Below are 22,030 nucleotides of genomic sequence, written 5' to 3'. Positions count from 1 at the left end.
ATGAGCCGCTCCACCACGCCGGGATCCCCGGCCGGACGTCCAGCCGCACCGCACGGTAACCGTGCGCGTTCGTTCGACTACCCTGAATCCGGCGAGCCGGACGAGTCCACGCTGGATCCGGCGCTCGCCACCACACCGGGTCACGGCAGCGTCGGTGTGTTCCAGGCGCCCCGCCCGCCGCAGCGCCGAGCGGTTCCGACCGAACCGGTACCTACCAGCCGGGACAGCGCAGACATCGATTCTCCGTTCCTCGATCTGTTCGGCGGCGCGTACCCCCGGCCGGGTTCCGCCCAGCGGGGCAACGGGCTTCCCGCCCGAGCCCTGCCGCAGCAGCCGCACCCCGCACCACCACCACCCGCCCTCGGTCCCGCGCCGGCAGCCCATCGTGCGGCACCGCCACCGGCGCCACCGCGACCTGTCGGTCCCGCACCCGCCGTGCCGCCGGTCCGCGTGGACGACGACGCGGTGGCCGCCCCGATCCCGCCACCGGCTCCCTCCCGGGTGGTACCGCCCGCCGGCGACAGGTTGCCGAACGCCCGACCGCCCGCCGACGACCGCCCCGCCGGTGACGATCATCCGATCCGCGAGGAGCGCCGCGCGCGTGAGCACGACCCGGCACCTGCCGACGCCGAGACCCGGGCGCCCCGCCGGGTAGCGCCGCCGGCCACCCGCCCGGCCCCCCGGCAGCGATCTGTGGAGCACCGCGACCGGCCGGTCAAGCCGGTCCGCGTCCGGCCACCGAAGATCAAGTTCGGTGATCGGGATCCGGCTGTCGAGTTGGCCATCACCGAGATCGCCGGTCACCTGACCTTCACCCCCAACACTGTCACCGCCTGGTACTGGCTACCCGAGGTGCGCTGGGCCTTCCGCCCGGACGCGGAACGCGAGGCGCTGCTCTCGGCCATCTCCGAGCAGTACGCCGGCCTGGCCGGCTTCCGGCTGCACCTGCGCCGGACCACCCGCCCCTTCCCGGCGGACGAGTGGGCCCGCACCATCGACGGAAACACCGCCGCGCCACTGCCCGACGTCCCCGGCACACCAGGCTGGGCCGAGCATCTGGTCGCCGCCCAACGACACCTGCTCTCGGTCAACCACGCCGAGGGCCAGACCTACCTCGGCGTCACCTTCGCCCGACGGTCACTCGGCGACTCGCTCACCGAACGGCTGCTGCGCACCTTCGGCCGCGGCGTCGCCGACGGCGAGCGGCGCAAGCTCGGCCGCACCGTCGAACAGTTCGACGAGGTGCTCGGCGCGTTCGGCATGCGCGGCCGTCGGGTCACCGCGCACGAGTTGGAATGGCTGCTCTACCGGTCGGTGGCGCTCTGCATGGCACCCCCCGGCACGCTCTCGCCCATCACCGACGGACGCTGGGAACGCGGCGACCTGCTCGCCCTCACCGAACAGGTCGAGCGATACCGCACGCCGTACGGTTCCACTGTGAAGCTGGTCCACCGGATGACCGGTGAGGAGCGGCACGTGGCGGTGCTCGCCGTGGGCCGGATGGAGCCGCTGGAGATCCCCGAGCGACACGAACCCTGGCTGCACTTCCACGAGCGACTGCCCTGGCCGATGGAGCTTTCCACCCGGGTCGACATCCTCGGTTCCGGCGACTCCTTCCGAAACCTGGAACACCGGCTCCGGATGATCCGCTCACAGCAGCTCGACTACGCCGAACACGGCATCGACGCCCCACCCGAGCTGGAGCGACTCGCCAAGCGTGCCCTGGTGATCGGCGACGAGATGACCACCGGCCTGCCTGTGGACTCCGCCCGCGCCCACGGTTGGCACCGGATCGCGGTGGGTGGTCGTACCCGGGAGGAGTGCCTGGAACGGGCCCGCCGGCTCATCCAGCTCTACTCCCGCGAGCTGCGCATCTCCCTGCAACACCCGAAGAACCAGGACTGGCTGGCCCGCGAGTTCATCCCCGGCGAACCGATCGCCAACACCGGCTACGTGCGCAGGATGCCTGTCAACCTGCTCGCGGCGGCACTGCCGCAGGCCGCCTCGACGGTAGGTGACAGGCGTGGCGACCTGATCGGGCGTACCGCCGGCACCTGCCGCCGCCCGGTCTTCCTCGACCTGCACTTCCCGATGGAGGTGCGGGAACGCTCCGGCCTGGCGGTCTTCGTGGCCGAGCCGGGTGGTGGCAAGTCCACGCTGCTCGGCGCGTTGGGCTACCTCGCGGCCCGCCGCGGTGTGCAGGTGACCCTGCTCGACCCCTCCGGCCCACTGGCCCGACTCTGCGCCATGCCGGAGCTTCGGCCGTACTCGCGAGTGCTGAACCTGACCGGCTCCGAACACGGCACCCTGGCGCCGTACTCGCTGATCCCGACACCACTGCGCAGCGAGTTCGGCACCGGAGCCGCCGGCGACCGGGAGTTCGAGATCGCGGTCTCCAACGCGCGGGCCGAGCGACGGATGCTGGTACAGGACATCTGCATGATGCTGGTGCCGCCGCAGGTCGCCCGGGAAGCCTCCACCGCCACGCTGTTCCGGCACGCCGTACGCCAGGTACCCGCCGAGGAGACCTCCACCCTGGACGACGTGGTCACCTGTCTCGGCCAGCTCGACGACGACGCCGGCCGGGAACTGGCCAACCTGCTGTTGGACACCGCCGAGATGCCTCTGGCGATGCTCTTCTTCGGTCGTCCACCGGACGGACTCCTCGGCCCGGACGCGGCGCTCACCGTGATCACCATGGCCGGCCTGCGACTGCCCGACCTCAAGATCGAACGCGAGTACTGGTCGGCTGAGGAAGCCCTCGCCCTGCCGATGCTGCACACCGCGCACCGGTTGGCGGTCCGCCGCTGCTACGGCGGCTCGATGGCCTCGCGGAAGCTGGTCGGCCTGGACGAGGCGCACTTCATGGAGGGGTGGCGTTCCGGCCGGTCCTTCCTCGTCCGACTCGCCCGTGATTCCCGCAAGTGGAACCTCGCCGCGCTCGTCGCCTCGCAGAACCCCCGGGACATCCTCGGCCTCGACGTGCAGAACCTCGTCTCCACCGTGTTCGTCGGCCGGATCGCCGAGGACGCCGAGATCGCCTCCGAGGCGCTGCGGCTGCTGCGCGTACCTGTCGACGACGGCTACGAGGCCACCCTCGCCTCGCTTTCCACCGCCGACGCGACCTCGGCCAACCGGCTCGGCTTCCGAGAGTTCGTGATGCGTGATGTCGACGGCCGGGTCCAGAAGGTCCGCGTCGATGTCTCCTACGTGGACGGATTGCTGGACCACCTCGACACCACCCCCGCCGCCATCGCCGCCGCCGCTGGGGTACTACCGACCGTGCTGCCTGACATGGAGGCGTGACATGGCGAGGGCCCGGGCACGGATCACGGCGCTCCTCCTGGCACTCGGCGTCCTCGCCGCAGCCACGATCAGCTGGCCCGGGCTCACGGCCACACCGGCGTACGCCGCGCCTGTCACGTACCAGGCCGCGGCCGAGCTCTGCACGACCGAGGAATGGCAGGTCGACTTCCGCGCCTGCGTCGCCAAGCTGCAACAGGTGGCGGAGTCGGAGGCGACCTGCCTCAACCCTCCGACACCAACCGCCCCCGACTCCGGCATCGCGGGCTGGTTCGCTTCCCGCCCTGAGGCGTCCAAACTTCCCGGCCCGAAGGGTTACTACAGCGATTACGGCTACGCCGGCTACAGCTACAGCACCTACAAGATCGAATCTGGTTGCGCGACCACCCTCCTGCACCCCGACTACAAGTTCACAAACACCATCGCCAACGGCGAGTTCATGATGGCGACGGCGATCATCGGCGCCTCGAACGCACTGCGCGAACGCGCCTGGGAGCCCGGCACGATGTGGGGCTGGGCGGATCCGCTTGTGGACCAGGCCACCAAGGCGATCTACCAGAAGGTGTTCAGCGTCTTCGGCATCGTCACACTCTGCGTCGTCGGGCTCTACCTGCTCTGGCGCTCCCGCCAGTCCGACATGAGCAGCGCGATGACCACGGCGGGCTGGGCGTTGGTGGTGATGGTGGCGGTTACCGCGCTGGCTGCCTGGCCGGTCAAGTCCGCAAACCTCGCCGACGGTGCCCTCGTCTCCACGCTCGGCGTCGTGCACGACGCGGTTGGCCCCGCCGCCAAGGACGTGCCGCCGGACCGGTGCGCGATGCCCAACCCGGACGCCTGCACGGACAAGCGTCCGCCGGCGGTCCGGGCCAGCGACACGGCCGCGGAGGCGATGCTCTACCGGAACTGGCTACGCGGTGTACTGGGCTCGGCCGACAGCGAGACCGCCAAGAAGTACGGCGCCGCGCTCTACGACGCCAAGTCGCTGTCCTGGGGAGAGGCCGAGAAGATCCGGACGAGTCCGGAAACCCGCGAGGCCACAATCAGCGCCAAGAAGCAGCAGTGGATGACGGTTGCCGCGCAGATCGAGCGGGAGGACCCGGAGGCCTACGAGTACCTGCAAGGCGTCCGGGACATGGACCGGGTGGGTGCCGGGTTCATCGCGGTGCTCGCCGCCCTGCTCTTCGCGATGTTCGACCTGACCGCGTCGCTGCTGGTGCTGCTCGGCTTTCTTATCTTCCGCTGGGCGGTGATCGCGGCACCGATCCTGGGCACCATCGGTCTGCTCCGCCCGGCCAGCGCCGGCCTGCGGCGGCTGGGCAACGCGGTGGTGGCGGCGCTGTTCAACATCGCGATCTTCGGTACCGGTGCCGCCATCTACCTCTTCGCTGTCGACCTCATCATGAGCACGGCCACCCTGCCCGGCTGGCTGCAGGTGGTGCTGGTCTGGCTCTGCGGGGTGGTCGGCTGGCTGCTGCTGCGCCCGTATCGCCGGATCACCCAGCTCGGCGGCAAGGACAACAGCGAGGCGGTCAGTTCGGCAGGCTCCTGGCACCGCCGGTTCTTCCGGGACATGCGCACCGCCGCCCGGCTCGACGTCGCCGAGCCCGGCGGCACCGCCGAGCCAAGCGTCGGACGGCGCCGGGCGATCGCACCGGAGCAGCCGAAGGTACGTCCGGAGGCTCGGCCGGACCCCGTCCCCAGCGGCGCACCCGCTGCCGCGAAGCGGACGGACGACCGCGAGGCCGGAGGTGCCGACGACAAGACCCGGGAACAGCCCTCCAGGAGAGCAGCCGCGCCCAAGCCCCGTCGCCGACAGCCGGCCGCCTGGACCGAGCCGGACGTGCCGGATGAGAACCCCTCCTACGTCATCTACCGTCCCGGTTCGGCCGAACGGACCCCCGAGAAGCCAGCACCGCGGGTCCGCTCAGAGGCACGGTGACGGTCGTGCGGCGGGCCATCGAGTTCCTGTTCCTGCGGCTGCTACGGTCCCGGCTGGGTGTCGCACTCGGCATCGCCGTGCTGGTGCTCGGGGTGGTCGGGGCGGCCCGGCTGGTGGCCGGCCCGACCGACCTGACCTCCGGGCTGAGCAATCGCCCGGCCGACCCGATCACCACTGTGCACCCGACCACCGGAGACGACGGCGCGATCTCCACGACCACGACGCCGTCCCCGGTCACCCGGCCCGGCCAGGCGGCTCCGGAACTGGTCGCCGAACGCTTCGTCGCAGCCTGGCTCGGCCGCCCGGGGCAGACCGCCGAGGACTGGCACGACGCGCTGCGTCCGCTCTCGACCGCCGGCCTCACCGAGAAGCTCGCGGGCGTCGACCCGACCGACGTGCCTGCTGGCGCGGTCACCGGCGATGTGACCATCAGCCCCCGCGGTGAGACCTTCGTGGAGGCCACGATCCCCCTCGACGGCGGGCATCTCCGCCTCGAACTGCTGGGGATCGACGGACGCTGGCTGGTGGACGCGGTGGACTGGAGCAGGGATGAGTGAGCAGAGCAGTCCCCGCCGGCCGGTCCGGACCGGTGCCCTCGCCGCCGCGCTCACCGCGGCGCTGGCACTGCTCTGCTGCACCGGTGGCGCTGGTGCCTTCTTCCTCACCGAGCTGGGTGGCGACGCCGCCGAGCAACTGGCCCCGGCCAGCATGGACTGCACCGGCGACTTCGAGGTCGACGTGAGCGGCAAGATGCCGCGCTTCGCCGAGTACGGCGAACGCCAGTTGCGGAACGCTGCCGTGATCATCAAGGTCGGTCAGGAGATGAAGGTGCCGCCGCGGGGCTGGGTGATCGCGGTGGCGACCGCCATGCAGGAGTCGCGGCTGCTGAACCTGGCCAACAGCACTGTCGGCGGGTCGCAGGACATTCCCAACGAGGGGATCGGCGCCGATCACGACTCCGTCGGTCTCTTCCAGCAGCGGGCTTCGTGGGGCACTGTCGCCCAGCGGATGAACCCCGAGTACGCGTCCCGCAAGTTCTACGAGAAGCTCGTCGAGATGCCCGGCTGGGAGAAACTTCCGCTGACGGTGGCCGCCCAGCAGGTCCAGATCAGCGCCTTCCCGGACGCGTACGCCAAGCACGAGGAACTCGCCGCCCGCATCGTGGACGCGCTGGCCGGCGGTGCGGCGCGGACCGCGTTGATCGCGGGAGAAGAGGTGTGTGACGCGGCCGCAGGCGGTGAGATCGCCGCCTCCGGTTGGACCGCACCCATTCCGGGTGGAGTCGGCTCCGGATTCCGGACCGCCAGTCGGCCCGGGCACAACGGTGTGGACATCGCCGCGCCGAAGGGCACCCTGATCAGAGTCGCGGCGACCGGCCGGGTGCTGGTCTCCCGCTGTGACCCCGACCGGAGAGGACGACTCACCTGCAACGTGGACGGCTGGCCGGGCAAGGGCGGCTGCGGCTGGTTCGTCGACGTGCTGCACGCTCAGGGTTTCATCACCCGCTACTGTCATCTGGTGAGTCGTCCCCGGGTCGCTGCGGGCGACACGGTGCAGGCTGGTGAGGTGATCGGCGAGGTGGGCAGCAGTGGCAACTCCTCCGGGCCGCACCTGCACTTCGAGGTGCACGTCGAAGGCGACCGCAGCAGCCGGGGCGCCATCGACCCGGTGCCGTTCATGCGGTCGAAGGGTGCGCCGTTGAAGGGCGCCGGGTGAACCACGCGTCATCATGACCGAACCGCTTCCGGACCCTTTCGCCGATCAGCCTGACTGGGCGCCCCAGCCGCCCCGCCCGATCGAGATCGTTCCCGCCGCCGGGAGCGTCGAGCTACGCGGACGGCGGGTACGTGTCGGGCTGCCCGGACTGGGGTGGCGTGCCGACCTGCGGGCCGACGAACGGGTGGTGCAGAACAGCCGCACCTACGTCCCGGTCATCCCGGAACACGAGTGGTACCGCGCGGAGTCCGACCAGGTCGAGGTGTTCGCCCCACTGGTGCCTGTCGAACGGGTGTGGGTCGAGGCGGTGGGCCGACCGGTCACGCCGACGACGGACGGCGGGTTGCGTCTCGTCTCGCTTGACGCTCCCGCCCACCGGGCGCCGACCCCGGTCTTCGAGGCGGATTCGGTCACCGGACGACGGGTGGTGCACATGGTGGGTTCCGTCGAGCAGCGCGACCTACGCGCCGTCACCGAGACCTACTCGGGCGCCGAGGGCGACATCTGCGTACGGGTGACACCCGAGGTGGAGTGGTACCGCTGGGCCTGGCGCGGCCAGACACCGACCACCCTGGAGGTGCCGGTCCATCTGCTCTGGGTGGAGTGAGGCTAGCTGGCCACAGCCGCGGAACAGACCCGCCAGTCATCGTTCAACCGCGTGGTGAAAACCCACGACTGCCGGTCGCTCTGTCGGATGCCGTCAACCACTGCAGAAAAGGTCAGGTCGACGCGCACTTCAGCGTTATCGTCGACCTGATTCACCGCGAAACTCTCCCAACTAACCCACATGGTCGTACTGAACCGTTCCTCCCTGGCTGCTAGGTCGTTCCTTAGCCGTCGCAGCATCTCGAACTCGGCCGCGCCATCACACGCGAAAAGGTTCGCACGAACGTCGTTTCGATCGACCAGGTAGGCACGCAAGTAGTTGTCCACTACCACTGCGGGAGTGCTGCGGTCGGGGGTGGTGGCTCGGTCGTAGACGAGGTAGCCGACCACCCCTCCGGTAAGGCAGAGCGCCGCTACCACAGCGGCGATCACGGTCAGTGCCGTACGCAGGCGTCGCCGGGGCTGGCGCGGGGCTGGCGCGACGGCGGGCGGCGCCAGCTCCTCCGGCGGGGTCCTCTGCGCCGGTACGCGGGAGACCTGGGAACCGGCGGAGGGCGGCACTGATTCCACCCCCTGAGGCTATCGGCTGGCGGGCCAGGACCCAATGCCCTGGATTCGGCAGATAGTGACGGAACATTGCCGATGGGTGAGATCCACGACAACACCGGCGCAGCGCCGCCGCGCATCCCGGAGGTCGAGCCTTCGCTGGGATACCGTCGTTGCTGCCCGGCGAGTGGGTGCCGACCTCGGGCGGAGGAGGTGGACACGGTGGGCGGTCCGAAGGCACGGACGCTCCGCGCCGCCGCGATGCACCGCCGAGCTGCCGCGACGGTCACGGCGGCGTCGACGATCCTCGACGAGACCCGTCCCGTTCCGGCTGACCAGCGCCGCCAGTACGCGCTGGCCGAGCGGCTACGCGACGCGGCAGCCGTCCTCGCCCCCGGTTGGGCCGGGTCCACGCTGGACACTGTCGAGCCGGCGCATCCCGCCGGCTCGGAGCCACCGCCGTTCGTCCGGGTGGGGACGGCCGCCCCGCTGGATGACGCACGTTTTCCGGCGCTGGTGCCGATGTTCGGCAGTGGCCATCTCGTGGTGGACACCGACGCGTACGACCCACGGGTCGCCGGGCTGCTGCGGGCCGTACTGCTGCGGTTGCTGGCGGCGACACCGGCGGGAGCGCTGCTGGTACGGGCGGTGGATGCGACGGGTGTCGTGCTGGCGCCGTTCGCGGCGCTCGGTGACGCCGGGGTGCTGGCCCCGCCGGCCACCGACGCCGAAGGTCTGCAGGCGGTGCTGGCGGAGGCGGAGCGGTGGGTGGCACCGGAAGCCTCCGGCCCACGTCGGCACGACCGCGCGCTGCTGCTGGTGCTGGCGGCGCTCCCCGAACCGCACCGACCAGGTGACCTGGCGCGCATCGAGGCGCTCGCCGAGCAGGGGCCGGCGGCCGGGTTGCACCTGGTGGTGGCGGGGTGGCCGGCGGCTGGTGGAGGCGCACTGGCCAGGGCTACGCCGCTGGCGATGCGGACGGCCTACGCGTTGCTCGGTGATCCGCCGGGCGCGGCCTTCGCCGGTGGCGGTACCGACGGTGGGCTGAACTCTCCGGTCTTCGTCGACAGGGATCCGCCGGCCGAACTTGTCGACACCGTGTGCCGCCGAATCGCCGCCCAGATCGAGGCCGGCAGTCGGCTCTCCCTGTCGCACCTGTTGCCACCGTTGGACGACCTGTGGCAGGCGACCGGGACGGACGGGCTGAGCAGTACCGTGGGCGACGCCGGCGGGCGGCCGGTTTCGCTCGGCTTCACCGAGCTGACCCCGCACTGGCTGGTCAGCGGCCGGGCGAGGGGCTGCCGGTCCACCTTCCTGACCACGGCGTTGCTCGGTCTCGTCGCCCGGTACGGCCCGGACGAGCTGGCGCTGTATCTGGTGGACCTGGGTGACGGTGAATCCTTTGCGGAGTTTCTGCAGACCGAGCGGGACCGCTCCTGGATTCCGCAGGTCCGGGCGGCCGCGATGGCCGCCGATCGGGAGTACGTGCTGGACCTGCTGGACCAGCTGACGGCCGAGGTGCACAGGCGTGCGGAGGCGTCCGCCCGCGCGGGTGGCCAGCGGTTCGCCGAGCTGCGCGCACATCGCCCGCTCCCCCGGATCGTCTGTGTGCTGGAGAACCTGCCGGCGCTCTTCGCCGAGCGGGACCGACTGGCAGCCGAGGTGGCCGTCCGGTTGGACGCGCTGGCCCGCACCGGGCGGGCGTACGGTGTCCATCTGGTGCTGGCTGGCGAGGGTGACCTGGGTCTGGGCACCCGGTCGGAGGGTGGGCAGCGGGACTCGCTGCTGGGCCAGTTCCCGGTGCGCGTGGCGCTGCCTGGCGGCGGGGCGGTGCTGGAGCCCACGAACGACGCCGCAGCCGGTCTGCCGGTGGGCAGCGCGGTGGTGAACACCGCCGGTGGGCTCGGCGGTCCACGGGGGGCGATCCGGGGTCACGAGCGGATGGTCCGGTTTCCCGATCCCGCGGACGAGCCGGAGGCGGTGGCCGGGCTGCGTCATCGGCTCTGGGAGGCCCGCCCGCCGGACGCCACGCCACCCGCCGTCTTCGCCGGGTACGCGCGTCCCCTGCTGACCAACGATCCTCGCTACCGGGCAGCGGTAGCCGGCCAGCCGGTGGCCCCGGCCGCGTTGCTCGGGCGGGCGGTTGATGTCGCGCGCAGCTCCGCGACGGTGCCGTTCGGGCCGGCGGCGGGGCGCAACCTCGCGGTTCTCGGTCCACGACCTGGGGCGTGTCGCCTGCTGGCGACGGCCGCCCACAGTACGGCGGCCCACCATGCGGAGGGTACGGCGCGCTTCGTGGTCGCGGCACCGGATGTCGAGGCCGGACCGTTGGCCGACGCGCTCGTCGCGGAGTTGGCCGGGCGCCACCGGGTCGACCGGGTGGACCTGGCCGGTCTGGTCGCCGTGGCGGACGCCGGTGAGCCGGCGTACCTGGTCGTCTTCGGGCTGGATGTGGCGCCGGCCGAGCAGCTGCCGCCGGCCCGGCTGCGGGCCCTGCTGCGCGACGGGCCGCCGGCCGGGCAGCATCTGCTCGGCTGGTGGCGCACGGTGCCCTCGTTCGCGACGCTCATGGAACCGGACGAGACGGTGGACAAGTTGACAGCGGTGGCAGTGGCGGGTGTGCCGGGGGCCCAGCTCACTCCGGTCTTCGGCCGCCAGGTGGAGTGGCGGCCCCGGCCCGACCGGGTGGTGCTCTGGGACGGGCCGGCAGAGCGTGGCGTGGTGCTGGTTCCGTACGACGTGCCGGCCAGCGCGGAGGGGGAATCCGGATGACGCTCGATCACTCGCCGGTCACCGCCGCCGGGCCGGTGCGGCAGCGGACGGCCGGCGCACCCGGGGATCCGGTGCGGGCCGCGTGGGCCGACTACCTGGCCGCGGCCCGGCAACTCGACGGGGTACGCCGTGGCGCGGCGACCGCCGCGGGCGAGCAGGCCCGCGCGGTCCAGGCCGCCCGGGAGGAGCTGACCGGGGTACGCACCCGGTTGGCACCGCAGGAGAGCCGGCTCCGTGAGCTGGGTGTACCACCGATCTCGCTGGTGCCGACGCCGCCGGAACTGGCCGAGGCGACCCGGTCGATGAGCGGCGGCCCGGCAGCGGTGCTGGCCGCGTTGCGGGACGCCCGACGGTCAGCTGTCGGTGCGGACGACACGCTCGCCGCCCGGGGTCTACCCCGGGTCGCACACTGGCCGGCCCGCTCCCGCAACCTGCTGGTCTACGGACCGCTCGGGCTGCTCGTCCCGATCCTGCTGATTGTGGTGTTTCTGCTGGCCGGCACCGGTGCGGTGACCGCGTTGGCGGTGCTTGTGGGGCTGCCGGCACCGGCTGTCGCGTTCGGTCTGGGCTGGTTACTGGTGGGCCGCTGTTTCCCGGCCGGCCCCGGAGAGCGGGTCGACCGTACGCCACGGTTCGGCGCGCTGGCCTGCCTGGTCCCTGCCGTGGTGGTGAACGCGGGGATCGTGCTGGCGATGCTGTCGTCCTGAGGCGACCGATCAGCGCGGGATGATCAGGGCCATCGCCTCGGCCCGGGACTTGGCGTCGCGCTGGAGGGTGCCTCGCACCGCGGACGTGATGGTCTTGGCACCGGACTTCTGGATGCCCCGCATCGCCATGCACATGTGCTCGCATTCGAGCACGACGACCACGCCACGCGGATCCAGCTGCTTCATCAGCAGGTCGGCGATCTGCGAGGTGAGCCGCTCCTGCACCTGCGGTCGTCGGGCGAAGACCTCGACCAGCCGGGCCAGCTTGGACAGCCCGGTGATCCGCCCGTCGGGGCCGGGGATGTAGCCGATGTGGGCACTGCCCCGGAAGGGCAGCAGGTGATGCTCGCAGAGACTCATCACGTCGATGTCCCGGACCAGCACCAGTTCCTCGTGGTTGGCCTCGAAGGTGGTGGTGAGCACTGTGGCCGGGTCGACGCGTAGGCCGGCGAAGAGTTCCGCGTACGCCCGGGCGACCCGGGCCGGGGTCTGCTGGAGTCCGTCGCGGTCCGGATCCTCCCCGACCGCGATGAGGATCTCGCGGACCGCCTTCTCGATCCGGCCGAGGTCCATGGTGTCCTCGACGGGACGGCCGGTGAGCCGTCCGTTGATCAGCCGCGCGGCGATGTAGTCGAGGCCGTCGGTGTCGGGTTCGGTGGCGGAGGCGGCCAGTCCCCGCGGTGGGGAACTGGCCGCCGTGTCGTCGGTGCTCAGTGCGAACCGTCCGAGGAGTTGTTGGAGCTGCCGCCACCAACAGTCGCCTGCGCGCCGTCGGCCTCGGCCTGCACCTTCAGCGCGTCCTTCTCCGCCGGGGTGAGCACGGGCGGCTCGGTGGAGGGCTGGCGCTTGCCGAAGCCGTTGTACGGGGCCATCGGCGGGCGCTTCACCACCCGGGCGCAGATCCGGGCCATGTCAGCGGTGGAGAGGGTTTCCTTCTCCATCAGCTCCAGCACGATGTTGTCCAGGACGTCCCGGTACTCGACCAGGATCTCCCAGGCCTCGTCGTGGGCCAGCTCGATCAGGGCTCGCATCTCGCCGTCGATTTCGGCGGCGACCGCGTCGGAGTAGTCCCGCTCGTGGCCCATGTTGCGACCGAGGAACGGCTCGTCGCCGCTGGTGCCGTATTTGATCGCGCCGAGCTTGGAGCTCATGCCGTACTGGGTGATCATCGCGCGGGCCAGTGCGGTGGCCTTCTCGATGTCGTTGCCGGCACCGGTGGTGGGCTCGTGGAAGACGAGTTCCTCGGCGGCCCGGCCGCCCAGCGCGTACGCCAGGGTGTCGATCATCTCGGCGCGGGTCTGGGTGTACTTGTCCTCCGTGGGCAGCACCAGGGTGTGGCCCAGGGAACGCCCGCGGGACAGGATCGTCACCTTGTGCACGGGTGCGGCGTGCGGTAGCGCCCAGGCGACGAGCGCGTGCCCACCCTCGTGGTAGGCGGTGATCTTCTTTTCCTGGTCACTCATCACCCGGGTGCGCCGCTGCGGGCCGGCGATCACGCGGTCGATCGACTCTTCGAGCGAGTCGTTGGAGATGGCCCGCTGGTCCTTGCGGGCGGTCAGCAGGGCCGCCTCGTTGATCACGTTGGCGAGGTCGGCGCCGCTGAAGCCCGGCGTCCGCTTGGCCACCGAGTCGAGGTCGACGTCGGGCGTGAACGGCTTGCCCTTGGCGTGCACCCGCAGGATGGCCTTGCGGCCCTCCATGTCGGGGGCGTCGACCGGGATCTGCCTGTCGAACCGGCCCGGGCGCAGCAGCGCCGGGTCGAGGATGTCCGGCCGGTTGGTGGCGGCGATCAGGATGACGCCGCCCTTGACGTCGAAGCCGTCCATCTCAACGAGGAGCTGGTTGAGGGTCTGCTCGCGCTCGTCGTGGCCGCCGCCCATGCCGGCGCCACGGTGCCGGCCGACGGCGTCGATCTCGTCGACGAAGACGATCGCAGGCGCGTTCGCCTTGGCCTGCTCGAACAGGTCGCGGACCCGGCTCGCGCCGACGCCGACGAACATCTCGACGAAGTCGGAACCGGAGATCGAGTAGAACGGCACCCCGGCCTCGCCGGCCACCGCGCGGGCGAGCAGCGTCTTACCGGTACCGGGCGGGCCGAAGAGGAGCACGCCCTTCGGGATCTTCGCGCCGAGCGCCTGGTACTTCGCCGGGTTCTGCAGGAAGTCCTTGATCTCGTGCAGCTCCTCGACGGCCTCCTCGGAGCCCGCCACGTCGGCGAACGTCGTCTTCGGAGTGTCCTTGGTGATCATCTTCGCCTTGGACTTGCCGAAGTTGAGCACCCGGGAGCCGCCGCCCTGCATCTGCGACATGAAGAACAGCAGCAGCAGCACGAGCAGCACGATGGGCAGCAGGTTGACAAGCAGGCTGACCCAGATGCTGTCGGACGACACCTCGGTGTCGGCCGGCCCGGTGACCCGGTTGTTGGCCTTGGCGTCGAGGACCTGGTTCCAGACCTCGTTGCCGACCTCGTAGGGGAACTGGGCCTCGATCAGCTTCGTGGTGGTGTCGCCGAACTCGGTCTCCTCGGCCAGCTCAAGCTGGATCGTCTGTTCCTTGTCCTGGAAAACGACCTTCTCGATGCCGCCCTTGTTGAGCTGGTCGAGCGCGACGGACGTGTCCACCCGGTGGTAGCTGGGTCCACCTGTGAACAACTGACTGAGCACGACGGCGCCGAGGATGACCAGGATGACCCAGAACACCGGTCGGCGGAAGAAACGCGTACGTTCCATGCTGTTGTCGAGCGCCGAGACGCCCGCATCCTCCTGATCGACGTCCTGACCGACTGTGGGTGTCGCCGCCTGGGCGGCTGCCGGAGCCGCCGTGCGGGCCGGCCTCGACCCCGGGGCGCGATTGCCGCGCCACGGTCATTCGACGGTACACCGTGCGAGACGGATATGAGCTTGCGAGCCCAGCACTTACGCGCACGGCGAACCGGATGTCAGCCGGCGTGTCCCGGAGTCGGATCCCCGGGTCACCGTCGTCAAAGGTAGTCCGATCAGCTGAAAGTCGGCTGAACGTCGGGTGGGCGCGCCCGGGGCGGCACTGCGGCGGACGGCGTGGCGGGCCGCGCACGGCACCGCACGACGGGTACCGGGCCGGTCAGGAGCGGGCGTAGACCTCCGGCTTGAGCACCCCGACGTACGGCAGCTCCCGGTAGCGCTCACCGAAGTCCAGCCCGTAACCGACGACGAACTCGGTCGGGATGTCGAAGCCGACGTACCTGACCGGCACCGTCACCTTGACCGCGTCCGGCTTGCGGAACAGGGCGACCACCTCGACGCTCGCCGCCGACCGCGACTCCAGGTAACGCAGCAGCCAGGAGAGGGTCAGCCCGGAGTCGACGATGTCCTCCACGACGACGACGTGCCGGCCGGCGATGTCCCGGTCGAGGTCCTTGAGGATGCGTACCACGCCGGAGGAGGTGGTGCCCTGCCCGTATGAGGAGATGGCCATGAAGTCCAGCTCGGCCGGGGGCCCGTGCCGACCCAGCGCCCGGGCGAAGTCGGCCATGAACATGACAGCGCCCTTGAGCACGCAGACGAGCAGCAGCCCGTCGGTGACGTGTGCGTAGTCCGCGGAGACCTGCTTGGCGAGTTCCGCTGTCTTCTCGCGGATCTGCGCCTCAGAAATGATCACGTGGTCGATGTCGGCGTCGTACCAGGAGCCGTCAGCCATGACCCTAGCCTGCCGTACGCCCCGGGTTCACTGTCGGCGGGGCCGCCCGTTTCGGGGCCGCCCCGCCCAGGGTTTTTTCGGATGAACGGAACATTCGTCTCAGCAGCGGTGGGACTGCCACCTCCGGCCCCCGTCGGAAGGCTTCCAGTCCGCCGAGTCACGGCTGTCGGCGGTCAGCCCCAGGGCGGACAGGACGGCGAGGGACAGGAAGAAGAGCAGGAAGAACAGGAAACCCATGGCGGCGCTCGCTTTCTGACGTCTGCGGTTGTCGTGTCGCCGCCGGTGCGCACCGGACATCTGCCAGTCTGCGCACCCCACCAGTCCTCGGATAGTGGCAGGAATGCCAGTCCTGCTCGATTTTCTGCCACCCGCGCGGTTACCCTCGTCACATGCTTCGTTCAGTCGCCGTACTCGTTCTGAACGGGGTCGCCCCGTTCGAACTGGGCGTACTCGCTGAGGTGTTCGGCACCGACCGCACCGCCGACGGGCTGCCCGGCTACCGCTTCGACGTGTGTGGCCCCGGGCAGGCCCCGGTGCGCACCTCCGCCGGCTTCCACCTGGTGCCGAACGCCGGCCTGGAGCCGCTGGAGCAGGCGGACCTGGTGGCCGTTCCGGCACACGACCCCGCCACCACCGCCCCGGCCGAGGTCCACGAGGCGCTGCGGCGGGCGGCTGACCGGGGCGCGTACCTGTTCAGCGTGTGTGCCGGCGCGTACCTGCTGGGCGAGGCGGGGCTGCTCGACGGCCGGGAGTGCACCACGCACTGGCGGCACGTCGACGAGTTGCAGCGTCGGCACCCGAGCGCCCGGGTGCGCTGCAACTCGCTCTACGTGCAGGACGGTCGCCTGCTCACCAGCGCGGGTACCGCCGCCGGCATCGACGCCTGCCTGCACCTGGTGCGCCAGGAACACGGCTCGGCCACCGCCACCCGACTGGCCCGACGGATGGTGGTGCCACCGCACCGCGACGGCGGACAGGCCCAGTACATCGAGGCACCGATCCCGAAGGCACCGGAGGCGCCCACCCTGGAACCGGTGCTGGAATGGCTGATGGGGCATCTGGACCGGCAGACCACAGTCGACGAGCTGGCCGCGCGGGCCGGAATGGCACCACGGACGTTCGCTCGCCGGTTCCGGGCCGAGACCGGCACCACGCCGCATGACTGGCTGACAAACCAACGCGTCCTGCTGGCCCGCCGGCTTCTGGAGGACACCACGCTCACGGTGGAGGCGGTGGCCGATCGGGCCGGCTTCGGCGACGCCGCCGCCCTGCGGCACCACTTCACCCGCCGGGTCGGTGCCACGCCGCAGGCGTACCGCACCACGTTCCGCGATCGGACCCTGACCGGTTGACCGGCCACCCGGCGTCGCCCGGGTCAGAAGCCCCCGGCGGCACCGTCGACCCGGGACTCGGAACCGACGACGTAGCCCCCGTCGGCGCGCCGCCAGATCGCCTGGCCGTAGCCGAAGACCGTGGGATCGGACGTGACGACCACCTGGTGGCCCCGAGCCCGCAGCTCGGCCACCAGGGCCGCACCGCCAGGCCCCACGGTGAGCTGCTCCTCGACGAGCACGGAGCGCCCCGCGTGCCAGTACCAGCGCGGGGCGTCCAACGCCGCCTGCGGGTCGAGGCCCGCGTCCACGGTCCCCGAGACCAGCTGAACGTGACCCTGGGGCTGCATGTGCCCACCCATCACCCCGAACGGCCCGACGGGCGTCCCCTGCCGGGTCAGGAAACCGGGGATGATCGTGTGGTACGGCCGCTTCCTCGGACCGACCGCGTTCGGATGACCCGTTGCCAGCCGGAAGCCGAGACCGCGATTCTGCAGCGCGAAGCCGTACCCGGGCAGCACCACGTGCGAACCGAAGGCGAGGTAGGTGGACTGGATCAGGCTGACCATCATGCCGCCCTCGTCAGCCGTGCAGAGGTAGACCGTCCCACCGCGCTCCGGGGTGCCGGCCACCGGGTCGGCCGCCACCTCCGTGACGCCCGCCCGACGCCGCGCCAGATGCTCGGGCGTGAGCAGCTCCGATGGGACCGGAGCCTGGTCCGGGTCGGCGACGTGGGCGTGTGCGTCGGCGAAGCCGAGCTTGACCGCCTCGACCTGCCGGTGCAGCCAGCGCGATCCGTCAGCCGGATCGAACCCGTCCAGGATGCCCAGGGCGAGCAGGGCGGCCAGACCCTGCCCGTTCGGCGGCAGCTCCCAGACCTCGTGGTCCCGGTAGCGCACCGCCACCGGATCGACCCAGACGCTGGCATGGGCGGCCAGGTCCGCCGCGGTGAGCAGCCCACCGGTCCGGGCCGCGTGCTCGGTCAGGGCGGCGGCGATCCGCCCCCGGTAGAACTCCTCCGCCCCGCTGTCGGCGATCAGGCGTAGCGTCCGCGCCGCATCCGGGTTGCGCCACCGCTCACCCGCGCGGGGTGCCCGGCCCTCAGGCGCGAACACCCGCCCGAACTCCGCGTACTCGGGACCGGTCAGGCCGGCGTGCCCGGCGACCGCGCGGGACCAGGCCAGTGCTGTCACGGTGGAGACGGGGTGCCCCTGCTCGGCGTAGCCGATGGCGTCGGCGAACAGGTCCGCGAACGGCAGCGATCCGAACCGCTCGTGCAGGTCGCGCCAGCCCGCCGGCACCCCCGGTACGGTCACCGGCAACCAGCCCCGGGCCGGCATCGCCGGGCCGACCGCCTGAGCGCCGCCCAGCGCCTCGGCGGGCTCGGCACCGTGGCCGCCGGTCGCCGCGAGCACCAGCTCTCTCGTCAGCCCGGCGGGCGACCGGCCGGAGGCGTTCAAGCCGTGCAGCCGCTCGCCGTCCCAGACGATGGCGAAGAGGTCACCACCGATGTCGTTGGAGGGTGGTTGTACCACGGTGAGCGTGCTGGCGGCGGCCACTGCGGCGTCCACGGCGTTGCCACCGCGCCGCAGCACGGCCAGGCCGGCGGCCACGGCCAGCGGTTGGCTGGTGGCCACGGCGGCACGCGGCGCGTACAGCGGATGTCGAGGGTGGTTCATCGGTCGACGACCGCCTCGTCGGGCGTGGTCCCCGTCGCCTGCGGCACAGTCGTGCGACAGGTCGGTGCCGGCGCCGCCTCCGACACCAGCCGATCACCCCGGCGGAGCACCCGCAGCCCGCCCGGCAGGTAGCTGGCCCGCTGACCCCGCCAGGCCGTGACCAGCGCGTCGAGCGCGGTGAGGTGGCGATGCGACAGTGCGGCCGGCGGCGTGCCCAACTCGTGGGCCCAGGCACGCAGTACCCGACCGCGCACCGCGGGTGCCAGGTCCGCGAGCGCTCCCGTGGCCAGCCCACCGTCGGGGTGCCGGGCCTGACTCAACGCCGTGTCGGCGAGTTCGTCGAGGACCGCGTTGTCCGCCGCCACCAGCGCGGCGGTGCGGGCGAGGTTGTCCAGCACGCCCGGTCCGAGCGCCCGGACCAGCACGGGCAGCACGTCACCCCGGATCCGGGACCGGGCGTACGCCGGGTCGCTGTTGTGGGGGTCGTCCCAGGGCACCAGCCCGAGGGCGGCGCAGGCGGCGCGGGTCTCCGCCCGCCCGATCTCCAACAGCGGCCGTACGAGGGGGGTGCCGGCCAGGTCCCGGCGGGCCGGCATGCCGGCGAGTCCGCGCGGGCCGGCGCCCCGGGCCAGCGCGAGCAACACCGTCTCCGCCTGGTCGTCGCGGGTGTGGCCGGTGAGCAGCGCCGAAGCGCCGTGCCGCCGGGCGGCCTCGGCCAACGCCTGGTAGCGGGCGTCGCGGGCGGCAGCCTCAGGGCCGCCGGGCCGGCCGGCGACCTCGACCCGGACCGCCTCCACAGGTGCCAGGCCGGCCTGCTCCGCCCAGCGTGCCACCGCCTCGGCTCGGTGCCGCGACCCGGACTGCAACCCGTGGTCCACGGTGACCAGCCCGGCGGTGCGGCCCGACCGGGGCGCCACGAACGCGGTGGCCGCGGCCAGGGCCAGCGAGTCGGCTCCGCCCGAGCAGGCGACCAGCACCGGACCGTCAGTCGACAGGTCGGCCAACGCACGTCGGACCGCGATCCGGATCGCGGCCACCGGCGGGGCGAGCGGCGCCATCGGTGCGGCGACGCGCTCAGCCGGCGGTCGGCACCGGGCCGACCGGCCCGTGCACCCGCGCCACCCAGGCGTCCGGTTCGCTCAGCTCGGAGAGCCGGGGCAGGGTCAGCGGCGACTCGAAGACCCGGTTGAAGCCGACCATGCCGACCCGATCCACCACTGCGTGCACGAACTTGCGGCCCTCGGCGTACTGGCGCATCTTGACGTCGATGCCGATCAGTCGCCGGATCGCCTTCTCCACCGGGTTGCCGGCCTCGCGCCGCCGGTTGAAGCCGGCCCGGATCCGCTCCACGCTCGGGATCACCTGCGGGCCGACGCCGTCCATCACGAACTCGGCGTGCCCCTCCAGCAGGGTCATCAGGGCGGTCAGCCGGTCCAGCACGGCCCGCTGCCCGGGGGTCTGCACGATGTCCAGCACACTCGACCGGCTCTGCGGGTCGCGGACCGCGTCAGCGAGGGTGCTCACCCCTCGACGCAGCCGCTCCAGCAGGTGCTCGCCGCCCTGCGCGGCGTCGACGAACGCCTGCACCTCACCGAGGAAATAGGCCCGCATCCAGGGCACCGACGTGAACTGCGTCCGGTGGGTCACCTCGTGCAGGCAGACCCAGAGCCGGAAGTCACGCGGATCCGCGCCCAGCTTGCGCTCGACCTCGACGATGTTCGGCGCGACAAGCAGCAGTTGCCCCGGATCGGCGGAGAAGACCTCGTACTGCCCGAGGACCCGGCCGGAGAGGTAGGCCAGCACGGTGCCGGCCTGCACCCCGGTCACCCGGGAACCGATCGCCTCGGTGAGCGCACCGGGCTGCTTGTCCTGAGCAAGCCGGCCGACCAGAGGGGTGATCACCTCGCGGAGGCCAGCGACGTTCGTCGCCGCCCAGTCACGCCTGTCGACCACCCGCACCGGCGGGTGCGTGACCTGCGAGGTCAGCCCGGTGTAGTCGGCGACGTGCCCGGCCGCCTCGTCGGTCAACCGGCGCAGCTCGGAAACCACATCGGTGGCCTCGTCGTACGTCACCCGGGGGCCCGACTTGCCCAGAGCCCCCGCCGTCGCGGTGGCCAGATCCCAGTCCACGAACTGCGCCATGCAACCCACCGTACCCGTGCCGCGACACCCCACCCGGCGGGCCGACGCGGTGCCGGTCGCCGGGTGGGTGGCGACGACCCGTCGAGATGCCGTCGTCACCGGGGCGGCGGCAGCCCCCGGAGCGGTGCCGTCGACCCCCTCAGCGACAGCCGCAGCCGGCGAGGGCGGCGGCGATCCGGTCCAGCGCCGCGCGGGCCGGCTCCATCCCGTCGGGCGGCACGTCGTCGGTGAGTACGGCGAAGGTGAGCAGGCGTCCGTCTGCGGTGGTCACCACTCCGGCGATGGCGTGCACCCGGGTCAACGTGCCGGTCTTGGCGCGGACCACACCGGCACCGGCCGCCGTGCCGGGTGCCGCGCCGTACCTGTCACGCAGGGTTCCCGACCAGCCGCCGACGGGCAGCCCGCCGAAGATGGCGGCGAGTTCGGGCCGGTCGGGGCTGGCGGCGAGCGCCAGCAGCTCGGTCAGCAGCACCGGGCTGATCAGGTTGTTCCGGGACAGTCCGCTGCCATCGGCGAGGACGAGCCCGTCCGCCGGTAGGGCCAGCTCGGACACCACGTCAGCCATCGCCGCCGCGGCACCGACGAAGGAGGCGGGCCGGTCCCGGGCCAGCGCGACCTGGCGGGCCAGCGCCTCGGCGACGATGTTGTCGCTCTCACTGATCATGATGTCGACCAGCCGGATCAGCGGCGGCGAGTGCACAGCGCCCAGTTCCGTGCCGGGTGCCCGGCTGCCGGCCGGTTCCGTGGCAGCGGCCGCCTCGGTCGGCGCTGGCGGAGCGGTGCCCTTGCGTACGGCATCGGCTGGCACCCCGAGCAGCTTCGCGAAGGCGCGGCCGGCGACCAGGTCCGGTTCGGCAACCCGTTCCGCCCACCCCCGACCGGCCTTCGGATTATTGCGTGCTCCGTCGAGCATCAGTGCGGTGATCGCCCCACCGAAGCCACCGGTGGGAATGTCGTCGTCCCAGCCGGGTCCGTACACCGGCCCGGAGTAGCGCGAGGAGTCGACGACGATGCTCGTGGGCGCGGCCCCGCCGAGCGCCGTCCGGACCTGGTCGGCGAGGTTGGTGAGGCTGGCCGCCCCCGGGTAGAAGCCCTTCGCGTCGGCTGCCAACGTCGGGTCCCCGCCGCCGATGAGAACCACCTCACCAGGCTGCGCGCCGGCCACCGCGCGGGTCGGGATCCGGTGGCCGGGGCCCCGGGCGGTAAGCACTGTCACGGCGGTCAGCAGTTTGGTCACCGAGGCCGGTACGGTCCCCTCGCCACCACCGCGATCGAAGAGCATCTCCCCGGTGAGCGCGTCGGCCACCGCCAGGTTGACCCGACCGCCCAGAGCGGTGTCGGCGACAAGTGGTTCGAGCGCGGCGCGGAGCCCGTCCGCGCTGGGCGAGGGTGCGCCGGCGTCGGCGGCGGCCAGCACGGCGACCGGCGCGGACTCCACCGCCCCGGTGGCTGCCGGTGTGGTGGGCGCGTCGCCCAGCCAGCGGCCCACCGGCCCGGGCCGGGTCACGACCAGGCCCACCGCGACCAGCACGAACACCAGTGCGGCGGCGAGCACCAGCGGCAGCCGCCGGCGCGGCGCCGGCCCGACCGGTGGCGGCGCCACGCCGACCGGCG

The 22,030-nt window shown here is 72.0% G+C and carries 16 protein-coding genes and 1 pseudogene; 8 read left to right on the top strand and 9 right to left on the bottom strand.

Annotated features, from left to right (window positions below; all coding sequences use genetic code 11):
• From Van01_RS02890 to Van01_RS02870, 5 genes are read left to right on the top strand one after another with little or no spacing between them, the layout of a single operon-like run.
• Positions 1-3,306, top strand: coding sequence for an ATP-binding protein (locus Van01_RS02890; RefSeq protein WP_203999250.1), 3,306 nt, complete (start codon positions 1-3; stop codon positions 3,304-3,306).
• Between the two features lies 1 nt (position 3,307).
• Positions 3,308-5,242, top strand: coding sequence for an MraY family glycosyltransferase (locus Van01_RS02885; RefSeq protein ID WP_203999247.1), 1,935 nt, complete (start codon positions 3,308-3,310; stop codon positions 5,240-5,242).
• A complete protein-coding gene (locus Van01_RS02880) occupies positions 5,239-5,799 on the top strand; it encodes a hypothetical protein (RefSeq protein ID WP_203999244.1) in 561 nt (186 codons plus the stop codon). The genes Van01_RS02885 and Van01_RS02880 overlap by 4 nt, the downstream gene beginning before the upstream one ends.
• Entirely contained in the window at positions 5,792-6,958 is a 1,167-nt protein-coding gene (locus Van01_RS02875) for a M23 family metallopeptidase (protein ID WP_203999241.1), read from the top strand. Before Van01_RS02880 ends, Van01_RS02875 begins: the two co-directional genes overlap by 8 nt.
• Positions 6,959-6,971: 13 nt before the next feature.
• A complete protein-coding gene (locus tag Van01_RS02870) occupies positions 6,972-7,565 on the top strand; it encodes a hypothetical protein (protein ID WP_203999238.1) in 594 nt (197 codons plus the stop codon).
• Positions 7,566-7,567: 2 nt separating this feature from the next.
• On the opposite strand, the gene Van01_RS02865 is transcribed toward Van01_RS02870, so the two are convergent.
• The gene (locus Van01_RS02865) at positions 7,568-8,134 is read right to left on the bottom strand and encodes a hypothetical protein (protein WP_373306202.1); all 567 of its coding nucleotides are present in this window, start codon (positions 8,132-8,134) and stop codon (positions 7,568-7,570) included.
• Positions 8,135-8,323: 189 nt separating this feature from the next.
• Here Van01_RS02865 and Van01_RS02860 point away from each other — a divergent pair, with 189 nt between their 5' ends.
• Entirely contained in the window at positions 8,324-10,882 is a 2,559-nt protein-coding gene (locus tag Van01_RS02860) for an FtsK/SpoIIIE domain-containing protein (RefSeq protein ID WP_204000505.1), read from the top strand.
• Positions 10,879-11,589 (top strand): hypothetical protein, encoded by a 711-nt coding sequence (locus Van01_RS02855; RefSeq protein ID WP_203999235.1) that lies wholly within the window; start codon positions 10,879-10,881, stop codon positions 11,587-11,589. Before Van01_RS02860 ends, Van01_RS02855 begins: the two co-directional genes overlap by 4 nt.
• Before the next feature lie 9 nt (positions 11,590-11,598).
• On the opposite strand, the gene folE is transcribed toward Van01_RS02855, so the two are convergent.
• The 4 genes from folE to Van01_RS02835 all read right to left on the bottom strand — a co-directional run bounded on the left by folE (position 11,599) and on the right by Van01_RS02835 (position 15,501).
• Positions 11,599-12,261: a GTP cyclohydrolase I FolE gene (folE, locus tag Van01_RS02850; RefSeq protein ID WP_204000502.1), complete on the bottom strand. Its 663-nt coding sequence runs from the start codon at positions 12,259-12,261 to the stop codon at positions 11,599-11,601.
• A gap of 38 nt (positions 12,262-12,299) precedes the next feature.
• A complete protein-coding gene (ftsH, locus tag Van01_RS02845; protein WP_203999232.1) occupies positions 12,300-14,318 on the bottom strand; it encodes an ATP-dependent zinc metalloprotease FtsH in 2,019 nt (672 codons plus the stop codon).
• Between the two features lie 370 nt (positions 14,319-14,688).
• Positions 14,689-15,264: a hypoxanthine phosphoribosyltransferase gene (hpt, locus tag Van01_RS02840; protein ID WP_099849003.1), complete on the bottom strand. Its 576-nt coding sequence runs from the start codon at positions 15,262-15,264 to the stop codon at positions 14,689-14,691.
• 99 nt (positions 15,265-15,363) lie between these two features.
• Positions 15,364-15,501, bottom strand: a complete 138-nt coding sequence (locus tag Van01_RS02835) for a hypothetical protein (protein ID WP_203999205.1) — start codon at positions 15,499-15,501, stop codon at positions 15,364-15,366.
• A gap of 152 nt (positions 15,502-15,653) precedes the next feature.
• Here Van01_RS02835 and Van01_RS02830 point away from each other — a divergent pair, with 152 nt between their 5' ends.
• Entirely contained in the window at positions 15,654-16,616 is a 963-nt protein-coding gene (locus Van01_RS02830; protein WP_203999203.1) for a GlxA family transcriptional regulator, read from the top strand.
• Between the two features lie 23 nt (positions 16,617-16,639).
• Here the strand turns inward: Van01_RS02830 and Van01_RS02825 are convergent, their stop codons facing one another.
• The 4 genes and pseudogenes from Van01_RS02825 to dacB all read right to left on the bottom strand — a co-directional run bounded on the left by Van01_RS02825 (position 16,640) and on the right by dacB (position 22,019).
• Positions 16,640-18,274: a gamma-glutamyltransferase family protein gene (locus Van01_RS02825; protein ID WP_203999200.1), complete on the bottom strand. Its 1,635-nt coding sequence runs from the start codon at positions 18,272-18,274 to the stop codon at positions 16,640-16,642.
• Between the two features lie 80 nt (positions 18,275-18,354).
• Positions 18,355-19,332 (bottom strand): annotated as a pseudogene (gene tilS, locus Van01_RS02820) (tRNA lysidine(34) synthetase TilS); the annotation flags it as partial.
• 16 nt (positions 19,333-19,348) lie between these two features.
• Positions 19,349-20,416: an Rv3626c family coenzyme F420 biosynthesis-associated protein gene (locus Van01_RS02815; protein WP_203999181.1), complete on the bottom strand. Its 1,068-nt coding sequence runs from the start codon at positions 20,414-20,416 to the stop codon at positions 19,349-19,351.
• 139 nt (positions 20,417-20,555) lie between these two features.
• Positions 20,556-22,019 carry a D-alanyl-D-alanine carboxypeptidase/D-alanyl-D-alanine endopeptidase gene (dacB, locus tag Van01_RS02810; protein ID WP_203999178.1) on the bottom strand — a complete coding sequence of 488 codons (1,464 nt, stop codon included), beginning with the start codon at positions 22,017-22,019 and terminating at the stop codon, positions 20,556-20,558.
• Positions 22,020-22,030: the final 11 nt, after the last annotated feature.

The sequence above is a fragment of the Micromonospora andamanensis genome (assembly GCF_016863495.1).
GTDB lineage: Bacteria > Actinomycetota > Actinomycetes > Mycobacteriales > Micromonosporaceae > Micromonospora > Micromonospora andamanensis.
This window is presented reverse-complemented; position numbering and strand designations above follow the sequence as displayed.

Bases quoted from the DNA above. Each gene is read 5' to 3' on its own strand.
- Van01_RS02855 (WP_203999235.1), top strand. From the start codon at position 10,879: ATGACGCTCGATCACTCGCCGGTCACCGCCGCCGGGCCGGTGCGGCAG.
- Van01_RS02815 (WP_203999181.1), bottom strand. From the start codon at position 20,416: ATGGCGCAGTTCGTGGACTGGGATCTGGCCACCGCGACGGCGGGGGCT.
- ftsH (WP_203999232.1), bottom strand. From the start codon at position 14,318: ATGGAACGTACGCGTTTCTTCCGCCGACCGGTGTTCTGGGTCATCCTG.
- Van01_RS02870 (WP_203999238.1), top strand. From the start codon at position 6,972: ATGACCGAACCGCTTCCGGACCCTTTCGCCGATCAGCCTGACTGGGCG.
- Van01_RS02825 (WP_203999200.1), bottom strand. From the start codon at position 18,274: ATGAACCACCCTCGACATCCGCTGTACGCGCCGCGTGCCGCCGTGGCC.
- Van01_RS02830 (WP_203999203.1), top strand. From the start codon at position 15,654: ATGCTTCGTTCAGTCGCCGTACTCGTTCTGAACGGGGTCGCCCCGTTC.
- Van01_RS02835 (WP_203999205.1), bottom strand. From the start codon at position 15,501: ATGGGTTTCCTGTTCTTCCTGCTCTTCTTCCTGTCCCTCGCCGTCCTG.
- Van01_RS02890 (WP_203999250.1), top strand. From the start codon at position 1: ATGAGCCGCTCCACCACGCCGGGATCCCCGGCCGGACGTCCAGCCGCA.
- Van01_RS02875 (WP_203999241.1), top strand. From the start codon at position 5,792: ATGAGTGAGCAGAGCAGTCCCCGCCGGCCGGTCCGGACCGGTGCCCTC.
- Van01_RS02885 (WP_203999247.1), top strand. From the start codon at position 3,308: ATGGCGAGGGCCCGGGCACGGATCACGGCGCTCCTCCTGGCACTCGGC.
- hpt (WP_099849003.1), bottom strand. From the start codon at position 15,264: ATGGCTGACGGCTCCTGGTACGACGCCGACATCGACCACGTGATCATT.